This is a genomic window from Chitinophaga eiseniae (assembly GCF_900167135.1).
GTDB classification, from domain to species: domain Bacteria; phylum Bacteroidota; class Bacteroidia; order Chitinophagales; family Chitinophagaceae; genus Chitinophaga; species Chitinophaga eiseniae.
Map to the genome: position 1 here is coordinate 881439 of NZ_FUWZ01000003.1, position 23210 is coordinate 904648.

The 23210-nt window shown below is 41.5% G+C and carries 22 protein-coding genes; 5 read left to right on the plus strand and 17 right to left on the minus strand.

Translation table 11 applies throughout. The features are described 5' to 3' along the window. Window positions 1–2: 2 nt before the first annotated feature. Window positions 3–266 (minus strand): hypothetical protein, encoded by a 264-nt coding sequence (locus B5D63_RS22605; protein ID WP_078671104.1) that lies wholly within the window; start codon window positions 264–266, stop codon window positions 3–5. 37 nt (window positions 267–303) lie between these two features. Continuing rightward, window positions 304–663, minus strand: a complete 360-nt coding sequence (locus tag B5D63_RS35810; protein WP_078671105.1) for a DUF6876 family protein — start codon at window positions 661–663, stop codon at window positions 304–306. 382 nt (window positions 664–1045) lie between these two features. Here B5D63_RS35810 and B5D63_RS22615 point away from each other — a divergent pair, with 382 nt between their 5' ends. After that, window positions 1046–1363, plus strand: coding sequence for a molybdenum ABC transporter permease (locus tag B5D63_RS22615; protein ID WP_078671106.1), 318 nt, complete (start codon window positions 1046–1048; stop codon window positions 1361–1363). Here B5D63_RS22615 and B5D63_RS22620 read toward each other — a convergent pair. From B5D63_RS22620 to B5D63_RS22660, 9 genes are all read right to left on the minus strand, one after another. Continuing rightward, on the minus strand, window positions 1360–1611 hold the full coding sequence (locus tag B5D63_RS22620) for a hypothetical protein (protein ID WP_078671107.1): 252 nt from the start codon (window positions 1609–1611) through the stop codon (window positions 1360–1362). The genes B5D63_RS22615 and B5D63_RS22620 overlap by 4 nt on opposite strands. Window positions 1612–1949: 338 nt before the next feature. Continuing rightward, window positions 1950–2741, minus strand: a complete 792-nt coding sequence (locus tag B5D63_RS22625; RefSeq protein WP_078671108.1) for a PRTRC system ThiF family protein — start codon at window positions 2739–2741, stop codon at window positions 1950–1952. Further along, window positions 2738–3460: a PRTRC system protein B gene (locus tag B5D63_RS22630; protein ID WP_078671109.1), complete on the minus strand. Its 723-nt coding sequence runs from the start codon at window positions 3458–3460 to the stop codon at window positions 2738–2740. The genes B5D63_RS22625 and B5D63_RS22630 overlap by 4 nt, the downstream gene beginning before the upstream one ends. 9 nt (window positions 3461–3469) lie before the next feature. Then, window positions 3470–4627 (minus strand): hypothetical protein, encoded by a 1158-nt coding sequence (locus B5D63_RS22635; RefSeq protein ID WP_143313041.1) that lies wholly within the window; start codon window positions 4625–4627, stop codon window positions 3470–3472. Window positions 4628–4644: 17 nt separating this feature from the next. Continuing rightward, window positions 4645–4863 carry a PRTRC system protein C gene (locus tag B5D63_RS22640; protein WP_078671111.1) on the minus strand — a complete coding sequence of 73 codons (219 nt, stop codon included), beginning with the start codon at window positions 4861–4863 and terminating at the stop codon, window positions 4645–4647. Window positions 4864–4893: 30 nt separating this feature from the next. Then, a complete protein-coding gene (locus tag B5D63_RS22645; RefSeq protein ID WP_078671112.1) occupies window positions 4894–5532 on the minus strand; it encodes a PRTRC system protein E in 639 nt (212 codons plus the stop codon). A gap of 30 nt (window positions 5533–5562) precedes the next feature. Next, window positions 5563–5775 (minus strand): hypothetical protein, encoded by a 213-nt coding sequence (locus B5D63_RS22650; RefSeq protein WP_078671113.1) that lies wholly within the window; start codon window positions 5773–5775, stop codon window positions 5563–5565. Between the two features lie 25 nt (window positions 5776–5800). After that, window positions 5801–6088, minus strand: coding sequence for a hypothetical protein (locus tag B5D63_RS22655; protein WP_078671114.1), 288 nt, complete (start codon window positions 6086–6088; stop codon window positions 5801–5803). 85 nt (window positions 6089–6173) lie between these two features. After that, the gene (locus tag B5D63_RS22660) at window positions 6174–6554 is read right to left on the minus strand and encodes a single-stranded DNA-binding protein (protein WP_078671115.1); all 381 of its coding nucleotides are present in this window, start codon (window positions 6552–6554) and stop codon (window positions 6174–6176) included. 1764 nt (window positions 6555–8318) lie between these two features. Here B5D63_RS22660 and B5D63_RS22670 point away from each other — a divergent pair. Continuing rightward, on the plus strand, window positions 8319–11021 hold the full coding sequence (locus B5D63_RS22670) for a leucine-rich repeat domain-containing protein (RefSeq protein WP_078671117.1): 2703 nt from the start codon (window positions 8319–8321) through the stop codon (window positions 11019–11021). Window positions 11022–11429: 408 nt separating this feature from the next. Here B5D63_RS22670 and B5D63_RS22675 read toward each other — a convergent pair whose 3' ends face one another. The 4 genes from B5D63_RS22675 to B5D63_RS22690 all read right to left on the minus strand — a co-directional run bounded on the left by B5D63_RS22675 (window position 11430) and on the right by B5D63_RS22690 (window position 18735). After that, window positions 11430–13943, minus strand: a complete 2514-nt coding sequence (locus B5D63_RS22675) for an HD domain-containing protein (RefSeq protein ID WP_078671118.1) — start codon at window positions 13941–13943, stop codon at window positions 11430–11432. Between the two features lie 195 nt (window positions 13944–14138). Further along, on the minus strand, window positions 14139–15914 hold the full coding sequence (locus B5D63_RS22680; protein ID WP_078671119.1) for an ATP-dependent nuclease: 1776 nt from the start codon (window positions 15912–15914) through the stop codon (window positions 14139–14141). A 248-nt stretch (window positions 15915–16162) separates the two neighbouring features. Next, complete coding sequence (locus tag B5D63_RS22685; protein ID WP_078671120.1) at window positions 16163–17614, minus strand: DUF2130 domain-containing protein; 1452 nt, start codon at window positions 17612–17614, stop codon at window positions 16163–16165. Window positions 17615–17766: 152 nt separating this feature from the next. After that, window positions 17767–18735, minus strand: a complete 969-nt coding sequence (locus B5D63_RS22690) for a DUF4365 domain-containing protein (RefSeq protein WP_078671121.1) — start codon at window positions 18733–18735, stop codon at window positions 17767–17769. Window positions 18736–19779: 1044 nt separating this feature from the next. On the opposite strand from B5D63_RS22690, the gene B5D63_RS35815 reads away from it, so the two are divergent. Next, window positions 19780–19911 carry a serine hydrolase gene (locus B5D63_RS35815; protein WP_200817087.1) on the plus strand — a complete coding sequence of 44 codons (132 nt, stop codon included), beginning with the start codon at window positions 19780–19782 and terminating at the stop codon, window positions 19909–19911. A gap of 65 nt (window positions 19912–19976) precedes the next feature. Here the strand turns inward: B5D63_RS35815 and B5D63_RS22700 are convergent, their stop codons facing one another. Beyond that, window positions 19977–20378 carry a hypothetical protein gene (locus B5D63_RS22700; protein ID WP_078671123.1) on the minus strand — a complete coding sequence of 134 codons (402 nt, stop codon included), beginning with the start codon at window positions 20376–20378 and terminating at the stop codon, window positions 19977–19979. An 849-nt stretch (window positions 20379–21227) separates the two neighbouring features. Then, complete coding sequence (locus tag B5D63_RS22710) at window positions 21228–21614, minus strand: DUF302 domain-containing protein (RefSeq protein ID WP_078671360.1); 387 nt, start codon at window positions 21612–21614, stop codon at window positions 21228–21230. Window positions 21615–21785: 171 nt separating this feature from the next. Here B5D63_RS22710 and B5D63_RS22715 point away from each other — a divergent pair, with 171 nt between their 5' ends. Next, on the plus strand, window positions 21786–22475 hold the full coding sequence (locus tag B5D63_RS22715) for an MBL fold metallo-hydrolase (protein ID WP_078671124.1): 690 nt from the start codon (window positions 21786–21788) through the stop codon (window positions 22473–22475). A 60-nt stretch (window positions 22476–22535) separates the two neighbouring features. Then, window positions 22536–23183, plus strand: coding sequence for a dienelactone hydrolase family protein (locus B5D63_RS22720; RefSeq protein ID WP_078671125.1), 648 nt, complete (start codon window positions 22536–22538; stop codon window positions 23181–23183). Window positions 23184–23210: the final 27 nt, after the last annotated feature.

The following is a 23210-nucleotide window of genomic DNA, read 5'->3' on the forward strand; positions in this document are numbered from 1 at the left end:
CTTCAATGCGAAATGAATTCCATAAATAGGTTACCGAAGGGGTCTTCACCAGCTTCAGCCACCTCGCCAATACAAATCAGCAGTTGTTTGAGTAAGTCAATTTCAGTTTCATTAAGGTTGTATCTGGCTACAGGATGGATTATCTTATAGTCATCATGGGCCTGAATACATACTGGGAATAGTATCGAATCCAGGACCAGGTTCATTACATCGACATAAGTGAGGCGATGAGCCAGTTTCGTGAAAAGCTTTGTAAGTTGTTGCATAAAAAAAGCCGGGTTTTCACCCGGCCATTTCCATGCGTCAGTATTCACTTGGCAACATCATTATATTATCAGCGACCCATATATCAACGTGGTCGCTCTCACAATCTGAGTACCCGATAATTTCCTTGTAGAGTAAATTGTCGTTACCATCTGTACAAAGGAGGTTGAAACAGCCTGTCTTTCCAACCCTGCTTAATTTCCAGCACTGAAAGGGATGCCTCTTTAAATTGATGGCCTGGGGTGCAATTTTATCTACCAGCCAGTTCAGCCCATGTACATCTTTCGCGTACACTATTCCATCGGTTAGATGGATACGGCTGAAGGAATGGCGGGTATAATTTTCGGTACCGCAAAATTGTTTCAGTTGATCGTTTAAGCACTTTCTTGTTGTGAACATCGTAAAATGTTTTTAGAAGTTAATAATGCGCGATAACCAGCCTGGAGGCCTGAATAAGGGCAAGGTGGAAACAAAGCGCAGCGTTAAATTTTGCAGCGGGTGGGTCATAAATAGCGAAGCGGTTTATGGGGAGCGTGTAAAATTTGTTGTTCGACCTTGTGTGCCCAGGCTTTAGGGTGGCATCCCGTTTCAGGCCGCCGGGCTAACTTTGTGCAGTATTGATTGAAAAAAATTACCAGAAAAATAAACGTCACTTACTATCACGATCACTTAAAGAAATGAAGATTGTCAACGGTCAAATAATTTGATCAATACAGCAGCTGTATAAAAATGTATCCAGTTAATTTCGTATCTTCATCATGCACCATTAAACCTTTCAGACATGATTTCTTCCTTGGTACTCGGTCTTGTCTTTCTCCTTCCTGGCCTCGCTTTGCGCTATTGGATCAATCGTCGGAAATTTTATAGAAGAGGCCCTATGGGCGCTGAGGGATTTTCCTCTTACGAAAGTTCCTGGATCATCACTTTGGTCGAGCGGGTCGGTAAGTGGGTCGCCTATGCGCTAATCATTCTCGGCGTGGGGATGCTGTGGGTTTACTGGAGAGAGCGGAAGGAAAAAGAAAAGATCACGCAGAAGGAAGTTGTCGAACAACAAAGAACAAAGCAGCAGGTGTTGGATAAAAACAATATCCATTTTTAAAACCATTTGCCACGCTTTATTCTCCTGGCGTCCGGTTCGGGTGCCGGTTTCAGTTCCTGCTTATTGATATCGCGAATGTTATTGGCGTCGAGCCAGGCGCGGAAACGCTGAGGGTTATCAGGCATAAACCTTTTGATTTCCTGGTTCTTCAGGGAAAGAACAAAAACATCCATTACCGTGCTGCTGGCATAAGCCGATAATTCGGATGCCTTGTATTCCAAACCGGGGTAAGTGCTGTCATTTTTCATGGGTCGGTGCTATTTGCAGGGAAGTTACCGACGGGCGGAAGTGATTTTGGCTCGTCGGCATCCGGTGGCAGACTATGGCAGCGCATGGCAGGACAGACACTACGATCATAAAGGCGGCCATCATTTAGTTTTTTTCTTTGGCCGCACCCCTCAAGAAAAGAAGACCTTCCCATTATAATAACGGCTACAAAAGTAGCCTGTAGATATGCCGCGAACCGGCGGGTAAAATCTAGTGGGGAATTGGTGACCAGCATTTTGCCCGAAGGTTCGTACCGATTCCGCGCCCGAAGGTCGTCCGTCCAGCAGGACGGACGACCTTCGGGCCGCCATAGGAGCCCTTAAGCAACCTTTAGAGCATTGCACTGAAAGGTTTGCAGGTTAAGAAAGAAGCCACGGTTTTCGGTCATCCCATTGCGAAACATGCCCCACAAAAGTGAGCTGCCCAACTGGGCCAATGCCCCGTTGATATAAAGGTCTTGCTGTTCAAGCGCTTCGGCAAGCGAACAGCTGGGGGTATTATCGGCGGATTCTGACTGACGCAGCAGCTCCCCATATTCCTCTGTAACGGGCGGAAGGCTGGCTACTGCTTCGTAAATTTCTGATTGTGGCTGCCGGATGCTGCCGATGGTGGATAAAACAACTTGCCCGCTGTAACGGCTGTTACCGAAGTCTATCCAGTATTTCGGCTGGTAGAAATTGGTGCGGCCTTTTGCATGGCCAATGATCTCTGCAATCTCAAATCTGGCGGGTGCGGTATCCACACAGGATAGGTACAGATCGGCTTCCCAATGCTCGGGAAGGTTCCCTGAAATATTCCGCTCAAACTTCCGCGTCTCGGCTTTCCAATTCGTGCCTGCCCATCGGTTCGCCCTGTTGGTCAGGGCCACCGCCTTCGGCAGCCCGATCTCGGATGCAGCAAACCGCTGCCTGCCAGGATTAGCGTGGGTGATCGTTTCATCATCCCACAACCGCACCTGCAGGCCTGGGTGGTTAAGCTCGACAAGGCTGTAATTCATTTCTACAAGTGCAGTCAGCACCTTTGAGCCGGTACCGCCAGTACCGATAAGGTTGACTGTAATGGGATTGGTGGGATTTATCAGGCTGTTATCTGTAAAGTGTACTTTAGTCATTGCAGGAGCGCTTTAAGTGTTTTTGTCGTTTTGATAAGCACGTTCTTAGGGAAAGGTTCCGGGTGTTGGAGCAGTCGCCTCCAAAGCTGGACACAATTGCCTTTTATGGGATTGTGATTGCTTATAAGGTGACTGAAGTAGGAATTGAAAAAGTAGCTTTCCCAAGCGTTGGTAAATGCTTCAAGTGAGGCAGAAGATTTAATATTGATATCGACCGTCCCCATACAGACATTGCCGTCCCGATAGATATTGAAAAAGGGAGCAAAGTAAAGGGCAGTACCAACATTAGGGCGTTTGCTTGTTGCCAAAGCATAAAGCGCCAGGCTGGTTTTGCTGGCTTTCCAGACCAGCGCAGGTACCTGCGCCTTTCCGTTAGGGATGCCCAACCGGTCGGAAAAGTACATCGACCTTTCTCCGGGAGGCGTAAACCATATCACGCCCCCCTTTTCCGAGGGGTCTATGTGCAGTACAGTCTGGGGTATTATGCCGGCGGATTTCAGGAATGCTTTGCTGGCTTGGCATGATGTGTCCAAAGCCTTTGCTAAAGCACTTGCCTCCCGGACGGTCAGGGGATGGGCGTTGACCGGGTTACCGTCTTTGTCCATATCATAATGCTCTACGTAGGTTTCGCCGTTGTTGCGTCCTTCAAAGACTACCAATGCCGATACCGGGCAGAATAAGGTGCCGTACTGATTAGCTATATCCATTGTCGTTTCCATAATGCTGATCTAAAAATTTTCTAAAATGTAACATAGGTCACCTATAAGCGCGAACAAGCGCATTTCAAAGCTCAGGTCGCCGGTTACCGGCTCACCGTCGAAATGTTTTTGGATACAAGGCTCCTCCTTGGCAATGCATTCGTCAAAATTCATGTTGACCGTACTGCATAAGTTTTCGGAAAGCAACCCTTTGGTATCGGCATAAAATGAAATATATTTATCCATGCTCAGCACATCCCCGTAATACTCATCATAGTCCTCCTGCTCTTCCTCCCGGCTGCCGTTCCTGAAAATGCACTCGTTGGGGAATTGGGTATATAGCGCAAATGCGCTGGCCGCTACGTCAAAACATTCCTTCTCAAAATCATTACCGGCCCCAAAAACCGCCAGCCTTTCGGCAAATGCGTTAAGCTGCTTCATTCCCGCAATCTCTTTATAGATGTAATCACCGATCTGCCGTGCATCTTCTATTTCCTTTAGTTGTTCCTCTTTTCCTTCGCAGTCTTCTTCTTCCGCAACCCACTGCTCCATCATCTCGTATTGCCAGTAAAGGAAACTTCCTTCGTTCCTGTAATAAGGGATGCCAGCAACTTGGTAAAGGTAGCTGCATAGGGAAAGCAGCAATTGCCCTGCCTTTTCATGCTGACAGTCATGAAGCATTTTATATAAGGGTATAACCGGGATATAATAAAGATAAGGGCCGGTATCTATGCGTTCTATGCTGGTGATAAATATCCATTCTTCTCTACGAGTAAGTCGGACGGTCTGCCAGTTTTCAACCTTGTCTTTTAGCTTGCGCTCTGTGTCCCATAGGGCAAGTGTTACATTGTACGGGTAACCATATTGCCTCGAAGGGATCGGGGTAATGTTATAATGTGTACAAAGCTCTGACAGGGAATCATAAAACTGCTGTTCCACTAGGGCAGTGTCCCCGCAATCCTGTGAAGATTGCGGGGCGAAAAGCTTTGGAAGAAATTGGCATTTTAGAAAAGCATTGGCAGCATCGGCGGGGGAACCGGCCTGCGTTTGTCCTTTCTTACCTCGCCGGCGTCCTTTGGCCGCTGCATCCAACGAGAGAAATCCCTTAATTGCCGGTGTAGTATCTGCTGTCGTGTATTTGGCAGCTGTGCTACCCGTCCCGATATGATATGTCGTTGCATGATCCATTGCGTTTTGATTTAGCATTAACCTTTTGTCCCCATTACGCTCTCAAAGACATACTGTACAGTATCATCTTTGATGACAGGGCCGGAGACTTTCGCCGTAGTCAGTATGGGATAGGTATTGGCGTAAAAGTTCAACACCGCGTCCACGCTCCATTTTGGTTCCGGGTCGGCAAGCGTTATGGCCGGCCCGTTACTGGTAAGCAGGAATACCCGCTCCATTTGTGTTGTCACTAACATGATCCTTGTTTTTATGTTAATAATTGATACTTACCAGCTTTCGTTATGTTCCTGCTCAAGGCTGTTGCTGTCATCCTCCCAATCTTCGCTATCCTCCGGTTCCGGCTCTGGCTCCGGCTTATCGCCAAAGAGGTTGGCCCGTGGCTCAGCCGATGCGTCAAACAGGTTGGGGGAAAATTTGGCAGATAATTCCGACTTGCGCTTACGCAGCTCGTCTGTATGCTCCGGAAAGGCTCCCGGCTCGGGTACTTTTACCCACGCCTCCCGGTACTTACCCGCTTTTTCCAGTTCCTCCACTTTCTTCATCGCCTCACGGTATTTCCTTTCCTTCTCGTCCGCGACCTTCTTTTCTTTGTCTGTTTTCTCTTTCTCCATTGCGGAATGCTTCTTAGCCTCGTCCAATTGTTTCATGAAGGCTTCCATATTTACCATCAGCCCGGAGGCGGCTTGCAGGGGGCTACTGATCTTATCGAAGAAGGCGCCGTCCATTTCCTCGGCTGTCCCCTTCAGGATAAGCGGGGGGATCATCGTCTTGGCTTTGTCTCCACAGGCTTCGTTTTGCAGGAGTACAGATACGGTGATCCTGCCTTCCGCGACCTGCGATACCGTTAGCTGTAGATTGCCTGTTGTATTCAGTCCGGCGATCTGCCGGAAAAAATTTGCTTCCATATATTGTTTTTTTTCTGTGTTAGAAATAGATTACGGCTCCCGGCGATGCCCTTTAGCATCCTGTTTCGCTTTAAGGGCTAATAGCTTCCGATGCAAATCCTGCCAGTAGCCAGAAATACGCTGCACGAATGGTTTATGGCTTTCCTCGTCCGTTCCATAGCCGCGAAATTTGTCTGCTTGCTTTAGGGCTGCATCAAGGTCTGTGACCTCGATGCAGCGTCCATCTATATCGTAAATCTTCATCTGCTATCGGTTATTGGTGAAACTTTCAACTACTAACTAGTTGGTGCGCTCCTTCCATCCACTGCCAGTCTATAGCGTCCAGCAACTTATCAATGTCGGCATACCAATCCGTATCGTAGGAATTGCCTATGATCCGTACAGCACCATCGCGGAAAACCTGCAGGCTATGGACAATGATCTGGTTGCGGCTCTCGCCGGATGTTCCCCAAGGGTATATTGGATTTTTGAAGGTGATGATATTGCCTTTCCTTTTCAGGGATTTCAATTGCTTTTCTTTGCTGTCGTACAGCCTCTTGTTTTCGCTATTATTCATTGTTTGATTTTTGGGCAGCGACCGCACGGAAACGGTTGCCGCAGGTGAAAAAAATCTCGTCGTGAAATGGTTGGATTGATCGTGATTAAAACGGCAGGTCATCCTCCATGGGTTGCGGTTTTTCAATCGCCGCTTGTGTAGCAGCGGTGGTGTGTTTGGCCCCGCCTCCGTGGAATTTGATCTGGTCGGTTTTGAAGTTCAGGGAAGCGCGGGCTTCACCGTCCTTTCCGATCCATGCCTTTGCGCTTGGGCTTCCCGTCAGCTCTACAAGGGTTCCCTTTGTGAGTGCGCAAGCAACGTTAACGGTTCGCCAGTAAGAGCAATCGAAGTAGGTGGTTTTTTTCACCTGTTCGCCGTTCTTTCTGCGGTAGCTTTCGTTGATGGCGACCGAAAAATTTACTACCTGCTGTTGGTCGCGGATGGTGCGCACTTCTGCGTCTTTGGTCAATCGTCCGATGATGTTCATGATCGTTCTTTTTAAGGTTTGAAATCTGTTTTACGCGCCTTTTCTGGCTGTTGTCTTCTTCGCCTCGGTTCTTTTTAGTCATTTTCCCAAAACCAAAAACCGGAAAAAAGAAAGCATTAAAAGAGGGCAGCTTTGGGTCGGGTAAAGGCAAGAAATTTTTGATTTAATGGGGGGACCCTTTGGGGGGAGACCGTTCATTCAAAAATTTATTGATGTACCCGACGGCTGCCCATCTTTGCTTCCTTTTTGCCGTTTTTGTCTTGGGAAATGATCTTTCTTTCCATCATAACTATGAAACCATGTTGTAATTATGCCTTGGAGGCATAAGAATAAAGGGCGGCCGTTACGGCCATGCATGACTTGACCATCAATTTGCATAACTGAAAATCTGAAGAAATATAAAAGAGAAAAGGCAGCACGTTGGCTGCCTATGTAAGTGGTATTAAAAGCGTTTGAGAACTGTTCTAAGCAGCCATTGCAGCTTGCCATTTTGAGAACGGTCATACACATCGTTCCATAAATGAGGAATTGCATTCAGGTACTGCAGCTGCCCGGGTGAAAGATGCCCCAGGTGCCGGTAAAAGCTATCAAACTTTCTATCCGCCGGTATTCGCTCCAACTTACTGCTATCTATATAGTAATCCCCGACTTGCAAACAGATATGGCCATATGTAAATATTGCATGCTGCAAATTCATTTTAATGTTGTACAGGTTTTTCCGATGATCGTTCCGAGTACGCTCCTTGTAAGCATTCATGCATACAACGGTGCAGAAATAACCCTTGCTGCGTAATATCTTTAGGAGGCAGGATGTAAAATGCCACAGCCTCCCTCGTTAAGGGTTTCTATCTGTTCATGGACCTTGAGCAAGAGACGATGTAATTGGATTGCCTTTTTTCCAGTGAGCTTTTTCATAACAAACTTTTTTCGATCCCATCGGGGCGTTTCGACCTACCTGGTCTCGTCAGTACCGGAATATACCGGCAGACGCCGTGTTTTACTCAGGTAGCGGACAGTCAGGACAAGTCACCGACACGCTGTCTCCGATGGCGAGCGCTTACTAGGCTATTTGCTGTTCAGGTAGCCAATTCGCTCAATGGATGCACTGGAATGACTCGGCTACTAGGCCATCCGTCTTTGTGCATGGAATGAAAAGGCACCACGCCTGTTTTTCAAACCGGATCGAGCACAAGCAGCCTGGATGGATAAAGGAAACTTTTGGGCAAAAAAATACTATCGGCGCGCCGGCATAATTATCAAAAGGCCGGACAAGGCGCCGATGGAGAATTTTTTGCCCAAACCGGAGGCGCACTGCCGCATAGCGAGGTGCAGAGTTTCCTGTTCCAGGCAGGCTGCAACTTTTGATTTAGTGTTTGAAAATGGCGGGGTATTTTTATTGCAGAAAGATGGAAGGGACTAACAGAAAATTGCAGTATCCGGTTGCGAAGGGTACCGAATAATAGCCTAGAAGGGTTCGATGAGTACGCAGGTGAATGTGTACTGCTTCGCTATCTGTAAAATATCAGCAATAGCCATAAACGGAACGTTGGGTTACGCGGGAGGCGGTGGAGATAGACATCGTTGAGGTAATTTTAAGTGAAAAGGAACGGATTGAACAAGACCCAAATTTGCAACACCTGTTAAATAAAAAGTAATCATTTCACAATATTGGAGGGTATTTCTCAGTGCGATCCGAAGGATGAGCATATTAAAATTTGAATTATCTTTAGCACAAATTGTTTGTTCTGCCCTACATCCTAACCAATGAAGACTTTTGCTCAATCGTCGAAAGTAGACACCATTTCGAATCGGCCAGCGACAGTAAAACCTCCTACCAAAGCCAGCACCGTTAAGGATGTTAAAGACAGGTCATTTCTCGGGAAGCTCTCAGAGAAAGTCCCGGACATGGCTTCTGAGCTAATTGTGGCTCTGATCCTGGCGATTGTTGGAATTGCATGGGCCAGATTAAGAACAAAGGCGAGGAAACGGCATTTCGTCACTGACTTCCCGACGGTCAAAGAACTGAGGAGTATATATGAGCCGCATTTTACCCCGAATAACTGCATCATCCGCAATCTCAATGGCACTCAACTATACAATGCGAGCCATAACGGCACACCATCTATCAAAGAATTCGTGGACATCGTCCTACAGCTGAAGGAACACAATACCTATTTTTTGGTTGCACCAACGGGAATCGGCAAAACGACGTATCTCGTCAATACATTTCTTTACCTCCATTCAAGGCGCTCCATTTTTAGAAAACGCACGGTTCTGTTAGGGAAAATTCACCATGAGAATACAAAGAAAAAACTGCGTGAACTCTCCAAGGACAAGAATGCAGCAAATACAATTTTGTTATTAGACGCACTGGATGAATACAACGGTATAAAAGGCGGAGATATTAGCCAGTTCTGGGATAGTGTAAATAGTGAATGGGAAAGTCTGCGACAGATTCTAAGTTCGTTCCGTAAGGTGATCATTACCGTGCGCGAGCAATTTATTATCCAGGGTGAAGAATATACCTATGGATTACGAAACCTTATTGTTGACAACCGGGAAATACCTATAATAAAACTGCAACACTTTTCTAAGGACCAAGCTAATATCTATGTTAACAGCCGATATGACAATCATCCCGACAAGGAAAAGATTGTCTTTGTAAAAAATCGAATCGAAAATTATGAGCCTGAACTCGTCACTGTCCCACTTATTCTAAATTACCTGGAGTTTCTAAAACCAGAAGATCTAAGAATGTCGGCAACGGGCAGTGAACATACGGTGAGATTCCTGATTTATCATGGAGTTGTAAATAACTGGCTGAAACGGGAAGTAGATGACCTCAGCAAACCATTGAAACTCTCAGACGTAAAAACGGTCACCGACTTTTGCCAAAAAATAGCTTACAGAATAGCTACAACAAACGGTAACGACGAATACACAATGACCCAGGAAGACTTCCTGGAAACAGAACGGACTGGGGTAAATCGTTTCCTGGGTGGGCTGAGCGAGCGCACCTTGTTGCAAAAAGTTACGTTACCAGGGGGTCTTTCTAATCCGGAGCAAATATTTCTGAGTTTCGCCCACCGTTCATTTCTGGAATATTTTCTAATTGAATTTGGGAAACATATTTTGTCGAAAGACAGGTCAGAAGTAATCGATGAATATAGAAACTTACCCATTGGCCGCTATCAATATGTTCAGCAAGAGCTTCTTAGCTGGCAGTGGAAGAAAATCCGAAAAGACGAACTTGACCTGTCACCATTTATTACTGAAGTGGACGAATTCGAACAACACCTTAGCTACGAAGGTTATCAACATCTGTTCCAATACTTGTCGCCGCTCTTCTTCTTCCGGGATATAGAAAAAGGATTAGAAAACAACCTGGAGGAACTGATGACCTCGGTCGATTGGAAATGGTATGAATTTATACCTGTGCAACTCACAAGTTTGGTAATTGATACAACCATATTTTGGAGCGAAAACAGCCCCCAGCCCTTAGTCACAAAGTTAATCCCGTTTCTAAAACATGTAATAACAGTAGTGCACCTCGAAGGCTTAATTCTCGAAGACAGTCACTTTAAGTGCTTCTCAGGTATAGCAAATCTTATGAAATTGTGGATTATAGATTGCATGCCGGAAAACGAGTACTTTGAAAAAAATACCCGTGTTACCAAAGCTGGGCTAAGTAATTTCTCCAATTCGCGGCAATCATTGGCCATTTTATGGTTCTCCAACTGTGGCTTTCATTCTGAACACTTGTCAGTATTTGCCGGATGCGACCAACTGACAGTCTTGGGACTTGGTTTCGACAATATCGACGATCAATGTCTTTCTCACTTTAAATATTCGTTTGATGGAATTGTTCAAATTTCTCTATCGGCAACTTCCATTACTGACGAGGCGCTATTTTACCTCCGTGATTCAACCAAGATTACCCATTTGGGTTTGAATGCAACCTCCGTTAAAGGCCATGGTTTCACATATCTAAGGAGAGTAGCAGCAACGGTCGAGTACCTTCACCTGGAGGATATTCCACTTTCCGAAGAGTCATACATGAAAGTTTTCGAGATCTCACCTTTAAAATGGCTTTCTTTATCCGACAACACCTGCACACCTGGTATATTAAATACCTATAAAAATGCACAAAAGGACATTGAATGGCTCGACTTAAAAGCCGGCGGTTTTGACGATTCGTTATTAACAAACTGGGTAAAATATAGCCCTATTATCGAGCGACTGAATATCTCGGATAACAGAATTTCGGGAGAGGGTTTGGAGGAGCTCGTGGAACAACGAACTACATTGAAAGAACTGGTGTTAAGTGGGAATCCGCTACAACAAGATCACACCAAAAATCTTTTACCTTTTGAGAGGCTTGAAAAGCTGTATCTCACTGATTGTAACATCAACAACGATGAAAACCTGGAGCAGCTGCAGAGGCGAGGTGTTGAGATTGTGTGGTAGCTGGCCTACTGCTGAGGATACATATTATTACCTACCCTCAGTTACCAATATAAAGGCGATGAGATTCCAAAGTGACGAATTAGTCTCCACCAACAAAGTGGCCCTCTTGTCTAGCTGATAGCGCATTAATATTCCCCTGGTCTAATATTTTTTCCTCCATTATAATTTTCTATTTAAGGACGTGCACATCACGCTCGAATATAAGTAAGTTTCATTTTCTATTGCTAAAAGTAATTGTGGTATTTCGCCGCGCCAAAAGTGTAAGTATTATTTTCTTAGCAACTTTACATACATTGTTTAGGATATTGCCGAAGGCAGAGATTTCAGTACTACCCATTCAAGAGAATTATAAATATTCACTTACTTTTTTTAATTAGCCAGCTTTTTGCAATACCGTTACCTCCCGTTTTATTTTTCATAGTCGGTCTTTTGTTCATAGAATGTCGTAATAAAATTTTCAAGTGTAACTTTTTCATCAGCCTCTAATGTCAGTACTCTGGAGGCACCAATATGAATAGCTTTGCCAATTATATAATTTATCAAATCTTTCTCCTTAGAGTCAACATTATTTCTTGAAATATCAGGAATGAACTTTCGTGAATTTATGTTAGCGACAATTGTGTTTATTTCAAAAATGGAAGCCAAAATCGGAATATTGAAACGAAAGTCTTTTATGAGTACGCTTCGCATAAAAAGTTCTTTCCTTTTTTCGGGAGTTTTCCACCAATACAATCCACCATCACGTTCCGTTTTATCAAATGGTAAATACAAATAGTTCTTCCTTCCTTCAAATAAAGTAATGGTTTCAACGCTTGTTTTTGTTTTGCAGGAACTGGAATGTCCAAGTGCTTCAAGCTCCTCAAATGTAAGTTTGTCAAAAATGTAATCTCTGCTGTCTAACTCCTCACTGGATAATGAAACTTGATAATCCTTTGGGACAATCACTGAAATCCATGTTAATTCTCTGTCAAGTTTTTCTAAAACTTCCCGGACATCATCCCCGGTAAATTTCATTCCATTTAAAAAATCATCTTCCAAATGAGATTCCACTAAAGGAATCGTTAGATACTTGATTTCGTTTCCGTTTACGTAGTTATCAATTTCCAAGCAAGTGAAATCTTTAACAGGGAGTAATCCATCTTCGTCATCATACTTGTAAAGCTCACCTACGAAAACTAAATCGTCAAACTTTTTGATGAAATTGCTTTTATTTTTTATCAAAGCATAACCTTCAATGTCTTTGAGATAATCTTGAAGTTCAATTTTGACAAGCCCTTTGTCAAGAGGAGTAGATAGAATAATTGGGTTATTAATCTTCCCAATTTGTTTAGCCGATTTGTCTATTAATTCAAAGTCAATTCCGTCTGTAAGAAAGTAAGTATTCAAAAAATCCTTAACGCTTTGTGGCTTGTTGTCAAAGACCGAAATAAAGTTGGCATAATTTAAAATCACTTCTGTACCGTCAAAGACTACATCTTCAGATTCTGTCAATGATGTCCATTCGTTTCCCTTTTCAAGTTCAATCAGGTATTTATGCTTTGACTTATAATGTCTGGTTAAAACTTTCACTTCATCGGAGAGCATGAAACAAGAAAGAAAACCTATCCCAAAATTTCCGATTGGCTTGTAGTCAAAATCTTTGAGCAAGAAGTCTGTGGAGTTGTAGTAAGAAACACCGATGTTTAAGAAATGCTTTTTGATTATGTCCATCGACATACCTGTACCGTTGTCCTTGATAATGGCTAAATCCCTATCTTGGTCTAAAATAACTTTGATTTTTGGTTGATAAGCATCTTGCCCAAACTCTTTTTTTTGTTCTTCGGTTTCTTGTCGTATTCTACAAGAGTCAAGAGAATTTTGAATAAGTTCTCTAAGTCCCAATGACTTACTTCCATAAATCTTTTCGCCCATCAGCAAAGAACTGATTGCTCTAAATTCCAAGGTCATTTTGTAATCTGAAAAAGTGTAACCTTCTGTCTGGATATTGACTTCGGGATTAGTGTCGTAAACCAAACTATATTGAGCTGGCATGCCATTAACTAATGCGGTCGAATTAGTTAATTCATTTTTTACCCAGCCAATATAGACAAGGATTTTTCGGTGTATACTGGCGCTAGTTGCCTTGCCGTGGAACACAATTTTTTTCTGCTGAGTCTTTTCGTTAATGACTATTTTTTCATTGTTAGAAATCACAAAGTGCTGTTTCCATTCTTCATCGCTTATCCCTTTAGGCGAAATTAATTTGTATAAATTATATGGTGTTCGGTTTCCGTCAATGTCCAGGATGTCTGCTAAACGAAGTATAGCAGCAATAAACTGTCCATTAAACGAATAGTCTCCTCTAACTTCATTAGTCCTCAAGTTGGCTTGTATCCAATCATAATCTTCTGTGTGAGCTTCACAGATTAAAGCGAGTTCTTTCGTAAAATCAAGTGTGGTTAGTTTGGGGATAACTAATTTGTCCTTCAGATTCTCGCGGATGTATTTGCCTGATAAAGAAGCATGGATTCTTCTCACGTATTCCTGTAATGCTAATACTTCATTTCCTCCCATGATTTTTTTCATTGAAGAAAACTTTACTTCGCAGAATGGAAACGAATCAGCCTTAATAGAATTTATATCATCTTCACTTACCGCCATCCCAATGTCGTGAAGAAGAGCAGAATAAACCATAAGTACAATTTCAAGTTCGTTTAACTTGGAGAGGTCGCTAACCAGCTTACTCATATACTCCATTATTCTGAAAGAGTGTCCAGTATTGTGAAGTGTATAATGTGGGAAAACATGCTGCACTCTACTATTTAAAATGTCTTTGACTTTTTCATAGACTTCTTGAATTTTGGGAAGAAAGGGGCTGTCGACACTTTTTAAGTATTTGATAAGTGTCAAATCATCCATTTTGAAGTCTGTATCAATGTTCATGTTATGTCAGTTAGTTTGAATTAGTACGGTTGCTCAAAAATGGCAGATAAAGGTTTGAGTATTGCCGAAGGCGGGAACTTTCTGCACTACCACTCAATAGAATTGCTAATGTTTAACTACTTTCCGCAGTCTAATAATATTAGGTCAGCCCCCGCTACATTGCCAATGCAATATTACATGCATCCCATTGTTTCCTTACTGTGTCAACCATGTTATTAATGCTGAAACTCCTACATGGTCAGTTATTACTTGGGTTAAAGGCTGTGTCTTAAGTTGATTTGCATAATTTGCCCAGGCAGCTTCTGTTTTTGCAGCCAAACCAAAATGCACTTCAATTGCTCCATTTTTCCAAACCCAAATATTATGCAACAATAACTTTTGAAATAAATTGTCAATATGCGTCTGAGCTGGCGCATGTTGAGCAAGAATTTCATAAGCTCTTGATGCGGAAACTTGAGGATTCTTTTGTGGTAAATTATTGGCGTTTAATGTAATGTTATTTGCTGCTGCTATCTGCTGAAAAAAAACTTTGCACGCTGTAATATCTGGGTCATTTTGTTGCAAGAACCCATCATCGGTCGCCAATGTAAATGCATAATCCAAGTCCACAATTGCTTTAGTAGGTAATCCTAATGCACCTAATACAGAAAAGCACTTTCTTGTGTTACTAACACTACGTTGATTTATTAGGGCATACTTGTGGTAACCCAAGCTTCGTCCATTCAATGCTTCAAATACTTTAGGGAATAGTCGATCTTCTGTAGTGCCCTCAACAAGAATTATTTTATCTGCAAAAAGTATCTGTGCAGAGTTTGTTAAGGTGAACATTAGATTAATCTGACTTGGATTATCTTGAATTACTTGAGTTATTGCTTGGCTTAGAGTTTGCCTTTTCTGTGTACCAGCTGGATGAACCTTTGTAATTATAAGTGTATTCAGGATATCATCAGTTGTTACCATTAATGGCGAATGAGTTGTAAATAGCACCTGATAACCGTGCTGGGATAATGTTTTTAGCGATTCTCTTACAATCTCAATTGCTTGTGGATGTAGATATAGTTCTGGTTCGTCAATTAATAACAATGTTCTTGCTCCTTGATTTGCTGCTGCTCGTTTATTATCAGCCAAATGGCGAATGAGAGCCATTTGTATTGCCCTTTGAGCTCCGTGTCCTAATGAACCCACTTCTCTACCCGTCGCAAAATTTGGTTCATAGACTTTTATTGTTCCTTGCTTAAAGACTTCTTTTATTTCGGGAGTTGGAACATGAATCTTTACAGATACATTTGGAAAAAAGTTGTCAATTTTAGGATTTACTGCTTGGTCAAAGTTTATTAATTCGGGCGCTCTTGTGTGTCCGTCTGCATCCAATAAATCTTTAAGCCCTTGTAAGGCTTGATTTACTGTTGCACCATGCTGTTGTTCTATCGGTTCAATTATTTCAGCTAAAAGTTTTCCTATTGTAGTTCCTGCTTTTTGTTTACTAACATCCTCTTCAGAGTTTTCCATTGCTCCAATAAAAATCGGTTCAGGAAAAATTGATGATATGGCGTTATCTATTCCGGCAGGATTATTTGCCCATTCGTCAGCAGGATTTTGTGCGGCAGTATTTTTAACGAACAACTTTATATTAGCAACTCCATCTCCAGGTATATTTTGTACTCTTCTTATGTAAAGTGTTTCATTGTCCAAATATTGAGATACACTTGCTCTATGATTTGCTGCCAATGTTTGTAATAGGGCTTGATCAATTCCTTCAATCTTTCCTTCGACTATGACTGGATTGGCGACATCATGAAAGTATTCACTTCCTAAACTTGCTTTTCTAAGAAGCCATTTAGCAGCATGAAGGATATTTGATTTACCTGCGTTATTTGCTCCAACAGTTGCGGTAAAGTCACTTAGCGGAAAGGTCTCTGAAATAATGGACTTAAAGTTTCTGATTGTAATACTTGTTATTTTGTGAGCCAAGGGGAAAGGTCTTTGTTAGTTAGGGATTGTACTTTGGTTGCATGAAACGTTCGACTATTTGCAAAAACAGAGTATTCATTGATTGGCCAGCCTGCCACAAATACCAAATTGAAAATGTGTCTTTGAAATCAAGACCTCAAGTGGAAAATTGACCGCCAAATCCGCCCCAAAGCTCATGCTTATACACAATTGATGTTACATTGCCAGTCCTGCCTTTGCAAATGCGTTTGTTGTGCGTCGATTTTCCTTTATTCAGTTTTTCTATTCAATTGTTCAAATTTAGCTGTCATTGTGGGGTTCCCACGTGTCAATTTTTTGATTGTCAAATCTTCAGCTTTATTGTTTGCAAGCCGAAGGTTGTTTTCAGAAGAGAGAAGTGCATCTTTTGTTTTCTGAAGATGATCTATTGTTTTGTCTATTTCTTCAATTGCTGTTTTAAACTTTTTACTGGCCAGTTCATAATTTCTTGCAAAACCCTCTTTAAAAGCGGTGATGTTTTCTTCGAAATTGGTAATATCAATATTTTGGCCTTTTACTAAAGCTAATTCTGCTTTGACTTTCATTGAGTTCATAGCTGCATTCCGTAACAGCGTAATAATTGGAATGAAAAACTGTGGTCTAACCACATACATTTTCCCATATTTGTGAGAGACGTCTACAATTCCAGCATTATACAATTCGTTGTCTGCTTCTAGAAGAGTTACAAGTACTGCGTATTCGCACTTCTTTTCTATTCTATCTTTATCCAATTCTTTGAAGAAATCCTCATTTCTTTTTCTCTTTTCAGTTTCGTCACCCTCATTTTTCATTTCAAACATTATCGAGATAATTTCATTTCCCAGATCATCTGTTTCTTTATAGATATAATCGCCTTTACTTCCAGATTTTGAGTCGTTATCTTTCTCAAAATACGCTTTTTGGAATGCTGTCGCGCGAAGTTTGTTGAATTCAATTTCACAATGTTGTTCAAGTGTTTCACCTATCATTTTAGTAGAAAGCTTGAGCTTCATATCCTTACGAAGGGCTATTTCTTCGTCTTTCATCTTAATAATATCATCTTTTGTCTTTAGCTCGGCAGAATACTTTTCAGTTAAAGATTTTTCTAATAGTTGCTTTTCAGTTTCTTTAAGTTTGACATCATTGGCTAAGTCATCTCTTTCTTTCTCTATTTTTTGAACCGCTTCTGATACAGTAAGTTTTTTTTCAATTTCAGCATTTTCAATTTTTGCTTTCATTTCTGATAGTAAACTATCCTTCCCTGCCAATTGTTCGGATAAGTTGCGTTCATTGTTGGCTTTCAGTTGAATTATTTCCTTTTCCTTATCGTCCCTTTCTTTTTCTATTTGCTTAATTGCTTCTGATACCGAAAGCTTCCTTTCGTTTTCTGCATTATCGATTTTTGCTTTCATCTCTGTTAGCAAGGTGTCCTTTTCCGCCAACTGTTCAAATAAGTTACGTTCGCTGGTGGCTTTGATCTGAAGTATTTCTTTGTCCTTATTGGCGAGTTCAGCTTGCAATGAATTTTTGAGATTAGCTTCTGCAAGTTTAACTGCGTTTTCCTTTTCTTGTTCTGCAAGGTTTAGTCTATCCTGTAATTCCTCTTCGAATTTATGGTCTCTAACTTGTTTAAGAATGTCTGCAAAGCCTGCTTCATCTACTTTAAAGACCTTTTGGCAATTCGGGCATATAATTTCGTTCATATTTCTGTTATTATATTCTGCTTTTGTTTTGGTGTAACATTCTGGTGCCGAAGGCAGAGATTCCAAGTACTACCACTTAACTAGAGTTACTATATTGAATACTTCCTTCAGCGCAATAATATTGTTTCAACCTGGCTTTTAGCAATACCATGTTAGGCTTTCGTATTTTCGATTATTTTCCTCAATCTTTTTGCTAATTCTAATCTTTGATAATCGTCTTGCGAATAGAACTTCATTTCAATAAATCTTTCTCTTATTAATGTTGTTGGTGGTAATTGTGTACCGTATTTTTCCTCAACTCTTTTGATGAAACTTAACAATTCATAGCCTCTAGCATTTATAGGAGCAATAAATGTTGGTTGAAGCCGCCTTTCCTTCCAATCAATTAAATAGTCCGAATAGTTAATGGCCGCAAGATTTTGGCTCATCACAAATTTCGAATAGTTATGTAAGAACTCATGTTCATCATACCCAATTCCTAATCCAAATTCAGTTTCATTATTGTATTCGGCTATGTTTATTGCTAAGTCCATACTGAAATACACATGTCGACAAATGTTAGTTAATCCTTGTGTAAACAAATCTAAATAACTAAGGCTAAAAGTTGGGTTAGCGCAAATCGTACGGACCATAATATCAAATACCTGATCTATTGGATAATACGGAATTCCAAAATTCCCCGCTGTTTCAAAAATATCCTTTGCGGTAGTACTATTTAAGTAAATGTCTTTACTTAAAGTGACGTAAGTACTATCATTACCCGGAATATTTAATTGATACCTAACGTCTGTAAAATAGATACGACCATCATTTGGATAATACACAAAAAGAATTACTGGCAGAGGAAAAATAGACCAGTAGTTCCTATGCTTATCATGAGGATAAAAGGCAAAATGGTCGCCTTTGTCCACTAAATAAGAGTTACCTGATTTTATCTGAACTGCAACAATATTTCCAGTTGTTTCTCCATTCTCATTGACATGTTCTATTTGTCCATCAATCCCGACATCACCATTTGGTGTTTCACGAAAAATATAGCCATACGAATTTAGTTCTAAAGCGACCTTTAAAACTCCCTCTCTTTCTTTGTAATAATTGTCTGTTACGATGGGTGTACTCATAGATCGAAGCCTGTTAGTAAATATAAGGAATAAACCATAGATGTATAAGAAGCAACGAAATTTTATTTCTCCGTCTAAACATTTGATTTAAATGCTTTAATCATAAATATAATGAAATTAAATCAACCGTATACTCTGATTGGTTCAGTGGCATGAGTACACGTGAAAAAAAGTGCATTTTTAAAAAGCTACGCATGATCGATCCCCGAAGTGTCAAAATAGTTTGATACAATTTAACTGACTTCATATCCCTTTTTAGAAGAAAGTTCCTGAATCAAAATAGTACCCACCAATATCGGTGACTAAATCGGTGACTAATTTTTTGGACATTCATAGAATGTATGCTGGGCAATGCCTTCAGAAGCCTGTACAAAGTCCCAGCGGAATCACCCCGTTTCTGTGAAAAAAGACACCGTGCGGCGTTTCTTGTTTTTCCTTTATAGTTAATACTTTTTACGTATACTCCCTCCCCTTATTCAGGTACCAATTATCTTTATCATTTCCAACCTTAGCTGGTTACTCAGACCTTCAATATTTTGCTATTATTTGTACAAAATGAAAACGGATTGCTATAATTCGATGAAGTTTGGTGATAGGTTATAGATCAATACAGCAGGACTGAAATGCTTAAATTTATTTTAGCTATCTTTGAAATGATAAGTTCATTGCTTAGCGTATTTTTTGAGGCATGGCCAATTCATGGCCCGCAATCTCTGGAAAGGATAGAACTAATTGATAAACAATATATTTACAGGCTACTTCTGTCGGGCAGTCATCCCGACTCAGAAGAAGCTTACTCGTTTATGGGTAAGCTTTTTTGTTTCTGGTAAAATTGTTTGTTAGGCCCAATAATGTTTATATCCTTCAAAGCAGTTGTACTAACCGTTGTTCGAATCTTGCTGCCCGGATTGTTATCGATTTTGCCGGTTATGAGCGAGTTTAATTGATTAATCCGGTGTATTTCTGTCTGTTCCCTTAAGCGATTGTAAGGCATGGAAAGATTATTAAAACAAGCAATTACGGACTGGCCAATCTAAGGACTCGATTCCTGTAAGTGACAAAACTGTTTTTGCTATTCATTCAATCACCAAGGCATTCACCGGTGTTGCTATTGTTCAATTAGTGGAAGCCGGAACTGGAAAGGCTTATCGGATCAAGTACATTTACAGCACTTAGTTCAGGCCCTCTTTTCTCTTCTATTGTTACAATCCGTTCACTCGCCGGGTGTGGTTTTTCTCAGACTACTCGCGATAAGTTTGAAGCATTTTTGAACAAACCATCTGAATATTATCCGATTGCAAAGACATCCTGTACAATTTCTTCTTTGGATCATTGAAGAAAATCACCTGATATATACCTGCCACAGCATTTTGTTCTGATGTGATCGTAAGGAACAGTTCCCCCTTTACCTTCTCCAACTTCCATTCTCCTTCCTTCTTACCCGCAAACAGTAGTTTTGGTAATCGACATGAACCATCATTTTCAAATGTGAGCGTGTTGATACTCAAATCCAGCCTACGGTCCTGACCATTCATCGTAATTTCGTCAATAGCCCACCATCCTTCCAGCTTCTCCCGTTCCTTATTGCAGGACAGAGAAAAAAATGACAATCCAATTATAACAATCGCTTTTACATGATTCATAGATCACTCTTTTTTAGTTTTTGGTTCATCGATTCGCTGAATTTCTATCTGGCTGCTCGGGTATGTTATCTAAATTTGATTTGATTGTCCCGACTTGAGGGAATCGCTTCGAAGAAATTTCATTATAAGACTCCATTCCAATTCTATAAATCTCTGGATCATTTGTATTACTTACGTCCTGAAAAATTCTTCAAACGCTCCCGCTTCTCCCGCAACTTGTAATTCCGTTGCGGGCATATCAACGAACAATACTTCGTCGTCGCTCTTTGCGCCATGCCCAAAACTGACACGGAAAGACGTAAAGTGTCAATAATCGTCAATACTGCCTTATGTTAACAACTTCTGCTTATCTCCCCATCACGTTTTGTACTGTTTCACCTCAAAACAATACTAACCCTTTTCAAAACACGAGCAAAATAAAACAGGAACAAAAAAGGGCCATCCAGCGGATTGCTCTACTGGTATAGATTACGTTAGATAAACAAAGAAAAATTAAAGCAATTAAAAACAAGCCCCTACTTCCCGATACAGAATTGGTGATTGATTGAATTTCAGCTTCATACCGGATTTAGTCTTTACTTAACCCGGGCTTGACGGGCGATATCCTACGGAAATGAAAAAATGGTTGAAGTCGTATGAGGTTCGGAAGTTATTGAATTTGTCGCCTGATACATTGCAGTCGCTCAGGTCAAATGGGACGTTGCCTTATACCAAGACCCTAACAATTCCTCCAGACTTATCTCGCCTTACTCCGGAACTTCGCCGAAGGCACTTAATTCCGTCAATGGCTTATCTACAATCATTAACAGGTTTAATTTGAGGTTGTCATCCAGTGACAAAAATATCTCATTACAACTGCTCCAAAACACGCTTCAATTTGTTTCTTATCTCCGCCGCGATCTTGTGTAAGTCTTTGTTTAGCACAGCCTTCATAGATACGATCGGGTTTATGGCTGACACTTCAATCGTACCTGGCTTTTTTTCCTGAACAATTATATTACAGGGTAGCATAGTACCAATTTTGTCTTCTGCCAACAATGCCTGGTAGGCAAACGGCGGGTTACATGCCCCTAATATTTTATAGTTGTAAAAATCTTCACCAAGCTTCTTCTTTAATGTGGCTTTGATATCAATTTCGGTCAATATCCCGAATCCCTCTTTGCTTAACGCATCGATGACGCTTTGAACAACGTCCTCAAAATTCCCGGTTACTTTTTTGTTGAAATAATATTTCATATTAAAGCATTTATTAGAATTTCCGATACTTTCTGACTTCAAATTTCCTTTTAAAATGTCTTGCCATATATGACTTCAATCATCTTTCTGACTGATACCCGTCACAAATGGCTCATCTATTTTTCTCTTTATAGGGATAATAATACCTTTACAGAACAATAGCTCTGCATTATGCGGATCAAAATATTAGGCGCAATAGGCCAGATCGCTGTGAGCCAGCCGGCGTACCAAAAACACTCCGGCATGATGGTTGACGGCCAGGTCCTGTGCGACATGGGAGAGAAAGAATACCTGTCATATGCCCCCGCATTTGTACTTCTGACCCACCTGCATCCTGATCACGCCTATTTTATTAAAGAAAAAACGAGTTCGGATTTTCCGATGCCTGTTTTTGCACCGGAGCCCTGGCGGGGATCCAGGAATATCCGCGTAGTATCTGCTCCTTTTGTTCAAAACGGCTATCGGATAACCCCAATTCCGACCATTCATAGCATCAGGGTTAAATCACAAGGCTATCTGATAGAAAAAGGGAACTGCCGGCTCTTTTATACGGGTGATATGATCAGCATTCCCTTATCATACCACCGCTTTCTGGCAGGATTGGACGCAGTGATAACAGAAGCCAGCTATCTCAGGCGGGGAGGAATAGTAAGAAAAGGCAGCGATGGCTGCCTGTCTGGCCACACAGGCGTCCCCGACCTTATTGATTTCTTCAGAAAATATACCAACCACCTGATCTTCACCCATTTTGGGTCCTGGTTCGTAAAAGATCCCGCTGCAGGAAAAAAGAAGATCGCCGAGCTGGGTGATGATAGTATTATGCTTGATGTGGCCGCTGACGGGAAAGAATTTATGATCTGAAACCATCATTTATCTGACAGCCGTCATTTATAATAATGAGGCGCTTTGATATATTTGAATATGGACCGTTTTAATGAAATAGTGAAAATCCCGGTAGACAATAAACTATTGGAAGGCGAGCTAATCATTCCTGAAAAGGCGGAGTCCGTTATCATTTTTTGTCATGGAAGCGGCAGCAGCAGATTTAGTCCGCGAAACAGAGCTGTGGCTTCCAAATTGCGGGAACATAATTTCGGAACACTGCTGTTCGATTTGCTCACAAAAGAAGAGGACGCAGCAGATTATTACACGCGATTCAACATACAACTGCTTGGCAACAGGCTTATCGATGTTACAAAATGGCTGGATAATTTGCTGCATGCCGATCATTGCAAATTAGGATACTTTGGTGCGAGCACCGGAGCCGCAGCGGCGCTGAGTGCAGCTGCAGCTCTACCACAAATTCACGCGATCGTCAGCCGGGGTGGAAGACCTGATCTTGCCGCTGACGTACTATCAAAAATAACAGCACCTACGCTGCTTATTGTGGGCAGCCTTGATCATGATGTGATAGCCTGTAACCGTTTCGCCTATGAACGATTGCAGGGACCCAAAAAACTACTTATCATAGAAGGCGCCGGGCACTTATTCGAAGAAGGCAATGCTATGGATAAAGTAGCGGAAGATGCCGTTAGATGGTTTAATCTCTACCTTCAGGTACGTACATGAACCTCATCTGTTCAACTAAATGTTAAA

Coding starts and splice junctions, on each gene's coding strand:
- B5D63_RS22645 (WP_078671112.1), bottom strand. CDS start 5,532: ATGGAAGCAAATTTTTTCCGGCAGATCGCCGGACTGAATACAACAGGC.
- B5D63_RS22685 (WP_078671120.1), bottom strand. CDS start 17,614: ATGAACGAAATTATATGCCCGAATTGCCAAAAGGTCTTTAAAGTAGAT.
- B5D63_RS22630 (WP_078671109.1), bottom strand. CDS start 3,460: ATGGAAACGACAATGGATATAGCTAATCAGTACGGCACCTTATTCTGC.
- B5D63_RS22625 (WP_078671108.1), bottom strand. CDS start 2,741: ATGACTAAAGTACACTTTACAGATAACAGCCTGATAAATCCCACCAAT.
- B5D63_RS22635 (WP_143313041.1), bottom strand. CDS start 4,627: ATGGATCATGCAACGACATATCATATCGGGACGGGTAGCACAGCTGCC.
- B5D63_RS22655 (WP_078671114.1), bottom strand. CDS start 6,088: ATGAATAATAGCGAAAACAAGAGGCTGTACGACAGCAAAGAAAAGCAA.
- B5D63_RS22670 (WP_078671117.1), top strand. CDS start 8,319: ATGAAGACTTTTGCTCAATCGTCGAAAGTAGACACCATTTCGAATCGG.
- B5D63_RS22640 (WP_078671111.1), bottom strand. CDS start 4,863: ATGTTAGTGACAACACAAATGGAGCGGGTATTCCTGCTTACCAGTAAC.
- B5D63_RS22720 (WP_078671125.1), top strand. CDS start 22,536: ATGGACCGTTTTAATGAAATAGTGAAAATCCCGGTAGACAATAAACTA.
- B5D63_RS22700 (WP_078671123.1), bottom strand. CDS start 20,378: ATGAATCATGTAAAAGCGATTGTTATAATTGGATTGTCATTTTTTTCT.
- B5D63_RS22675 (WP_078671118.1), bottom strand. CDS start 13,943: ATGAACATTGATACAGACTTCAAAATGGATGATTTGACACTTATCAAA.
- B5D63_RS22615 (WP_078671106.1), top strand. CDS start 1,046: ATGATTTCTTCCTTGGTACTCGGTCTTGTCTTTCTCCTTCCTGGCCTC.
- B5D63_RS35810 (WP_078671105.1), bottom strand. CDS start 663: ATGTTCACAACAAGAAAGTGCTTAAACGATCAACTGAAACAATTTTGC.
- B5D63_RS22660 (WP_078671115.1), bottom strand. CDS start 6,554: ATGAACATCATCGGACGATTGACCAAAGACGCAGAAGTGCGCACCATC.
- B5D63_RS22620 (WP_078671107.1), bottom strand. CDS start 1,611: ATGAAAAATGACAGCACTTACCCCGGTTTGGAATACAAGGCATCCGAA.
- B5D63_RS22650 (WP_078671113.1), bottom strand. CDS start 5,775: ATGAAGATTTACGATATAGATGGACGCTGCATCGAGGTCACAGACCTT.
- B5D63_RS22715 (WP_078671124.1), top strand. CDS start 21,786: ATGCGGATCAAAATATTAGGCGCAATAGGCCAGATCGCTGTGAGCCAG.
- B5D63_RS22710 (WP_078671360.1), bottom strand. CDS start 21,614: ATGAAATATTATTTCAACAAAAAAGTAACCGGGAATTTTGAGGACGTT.
- B5D63_RS22605 (WP_078671104.1), bottom strand. CDS start 266: ATGCAACAACTTACAAAGCTTTTCACGAAACTGGCTCATCGCCTCACT.
- B5D63_RS22690 (WP_078671121.1), bottom strand. CDS start 18,735: ATGAGTACACCCATCGTAACAGACAATTATTACAAAGAAAGAGAGGGA.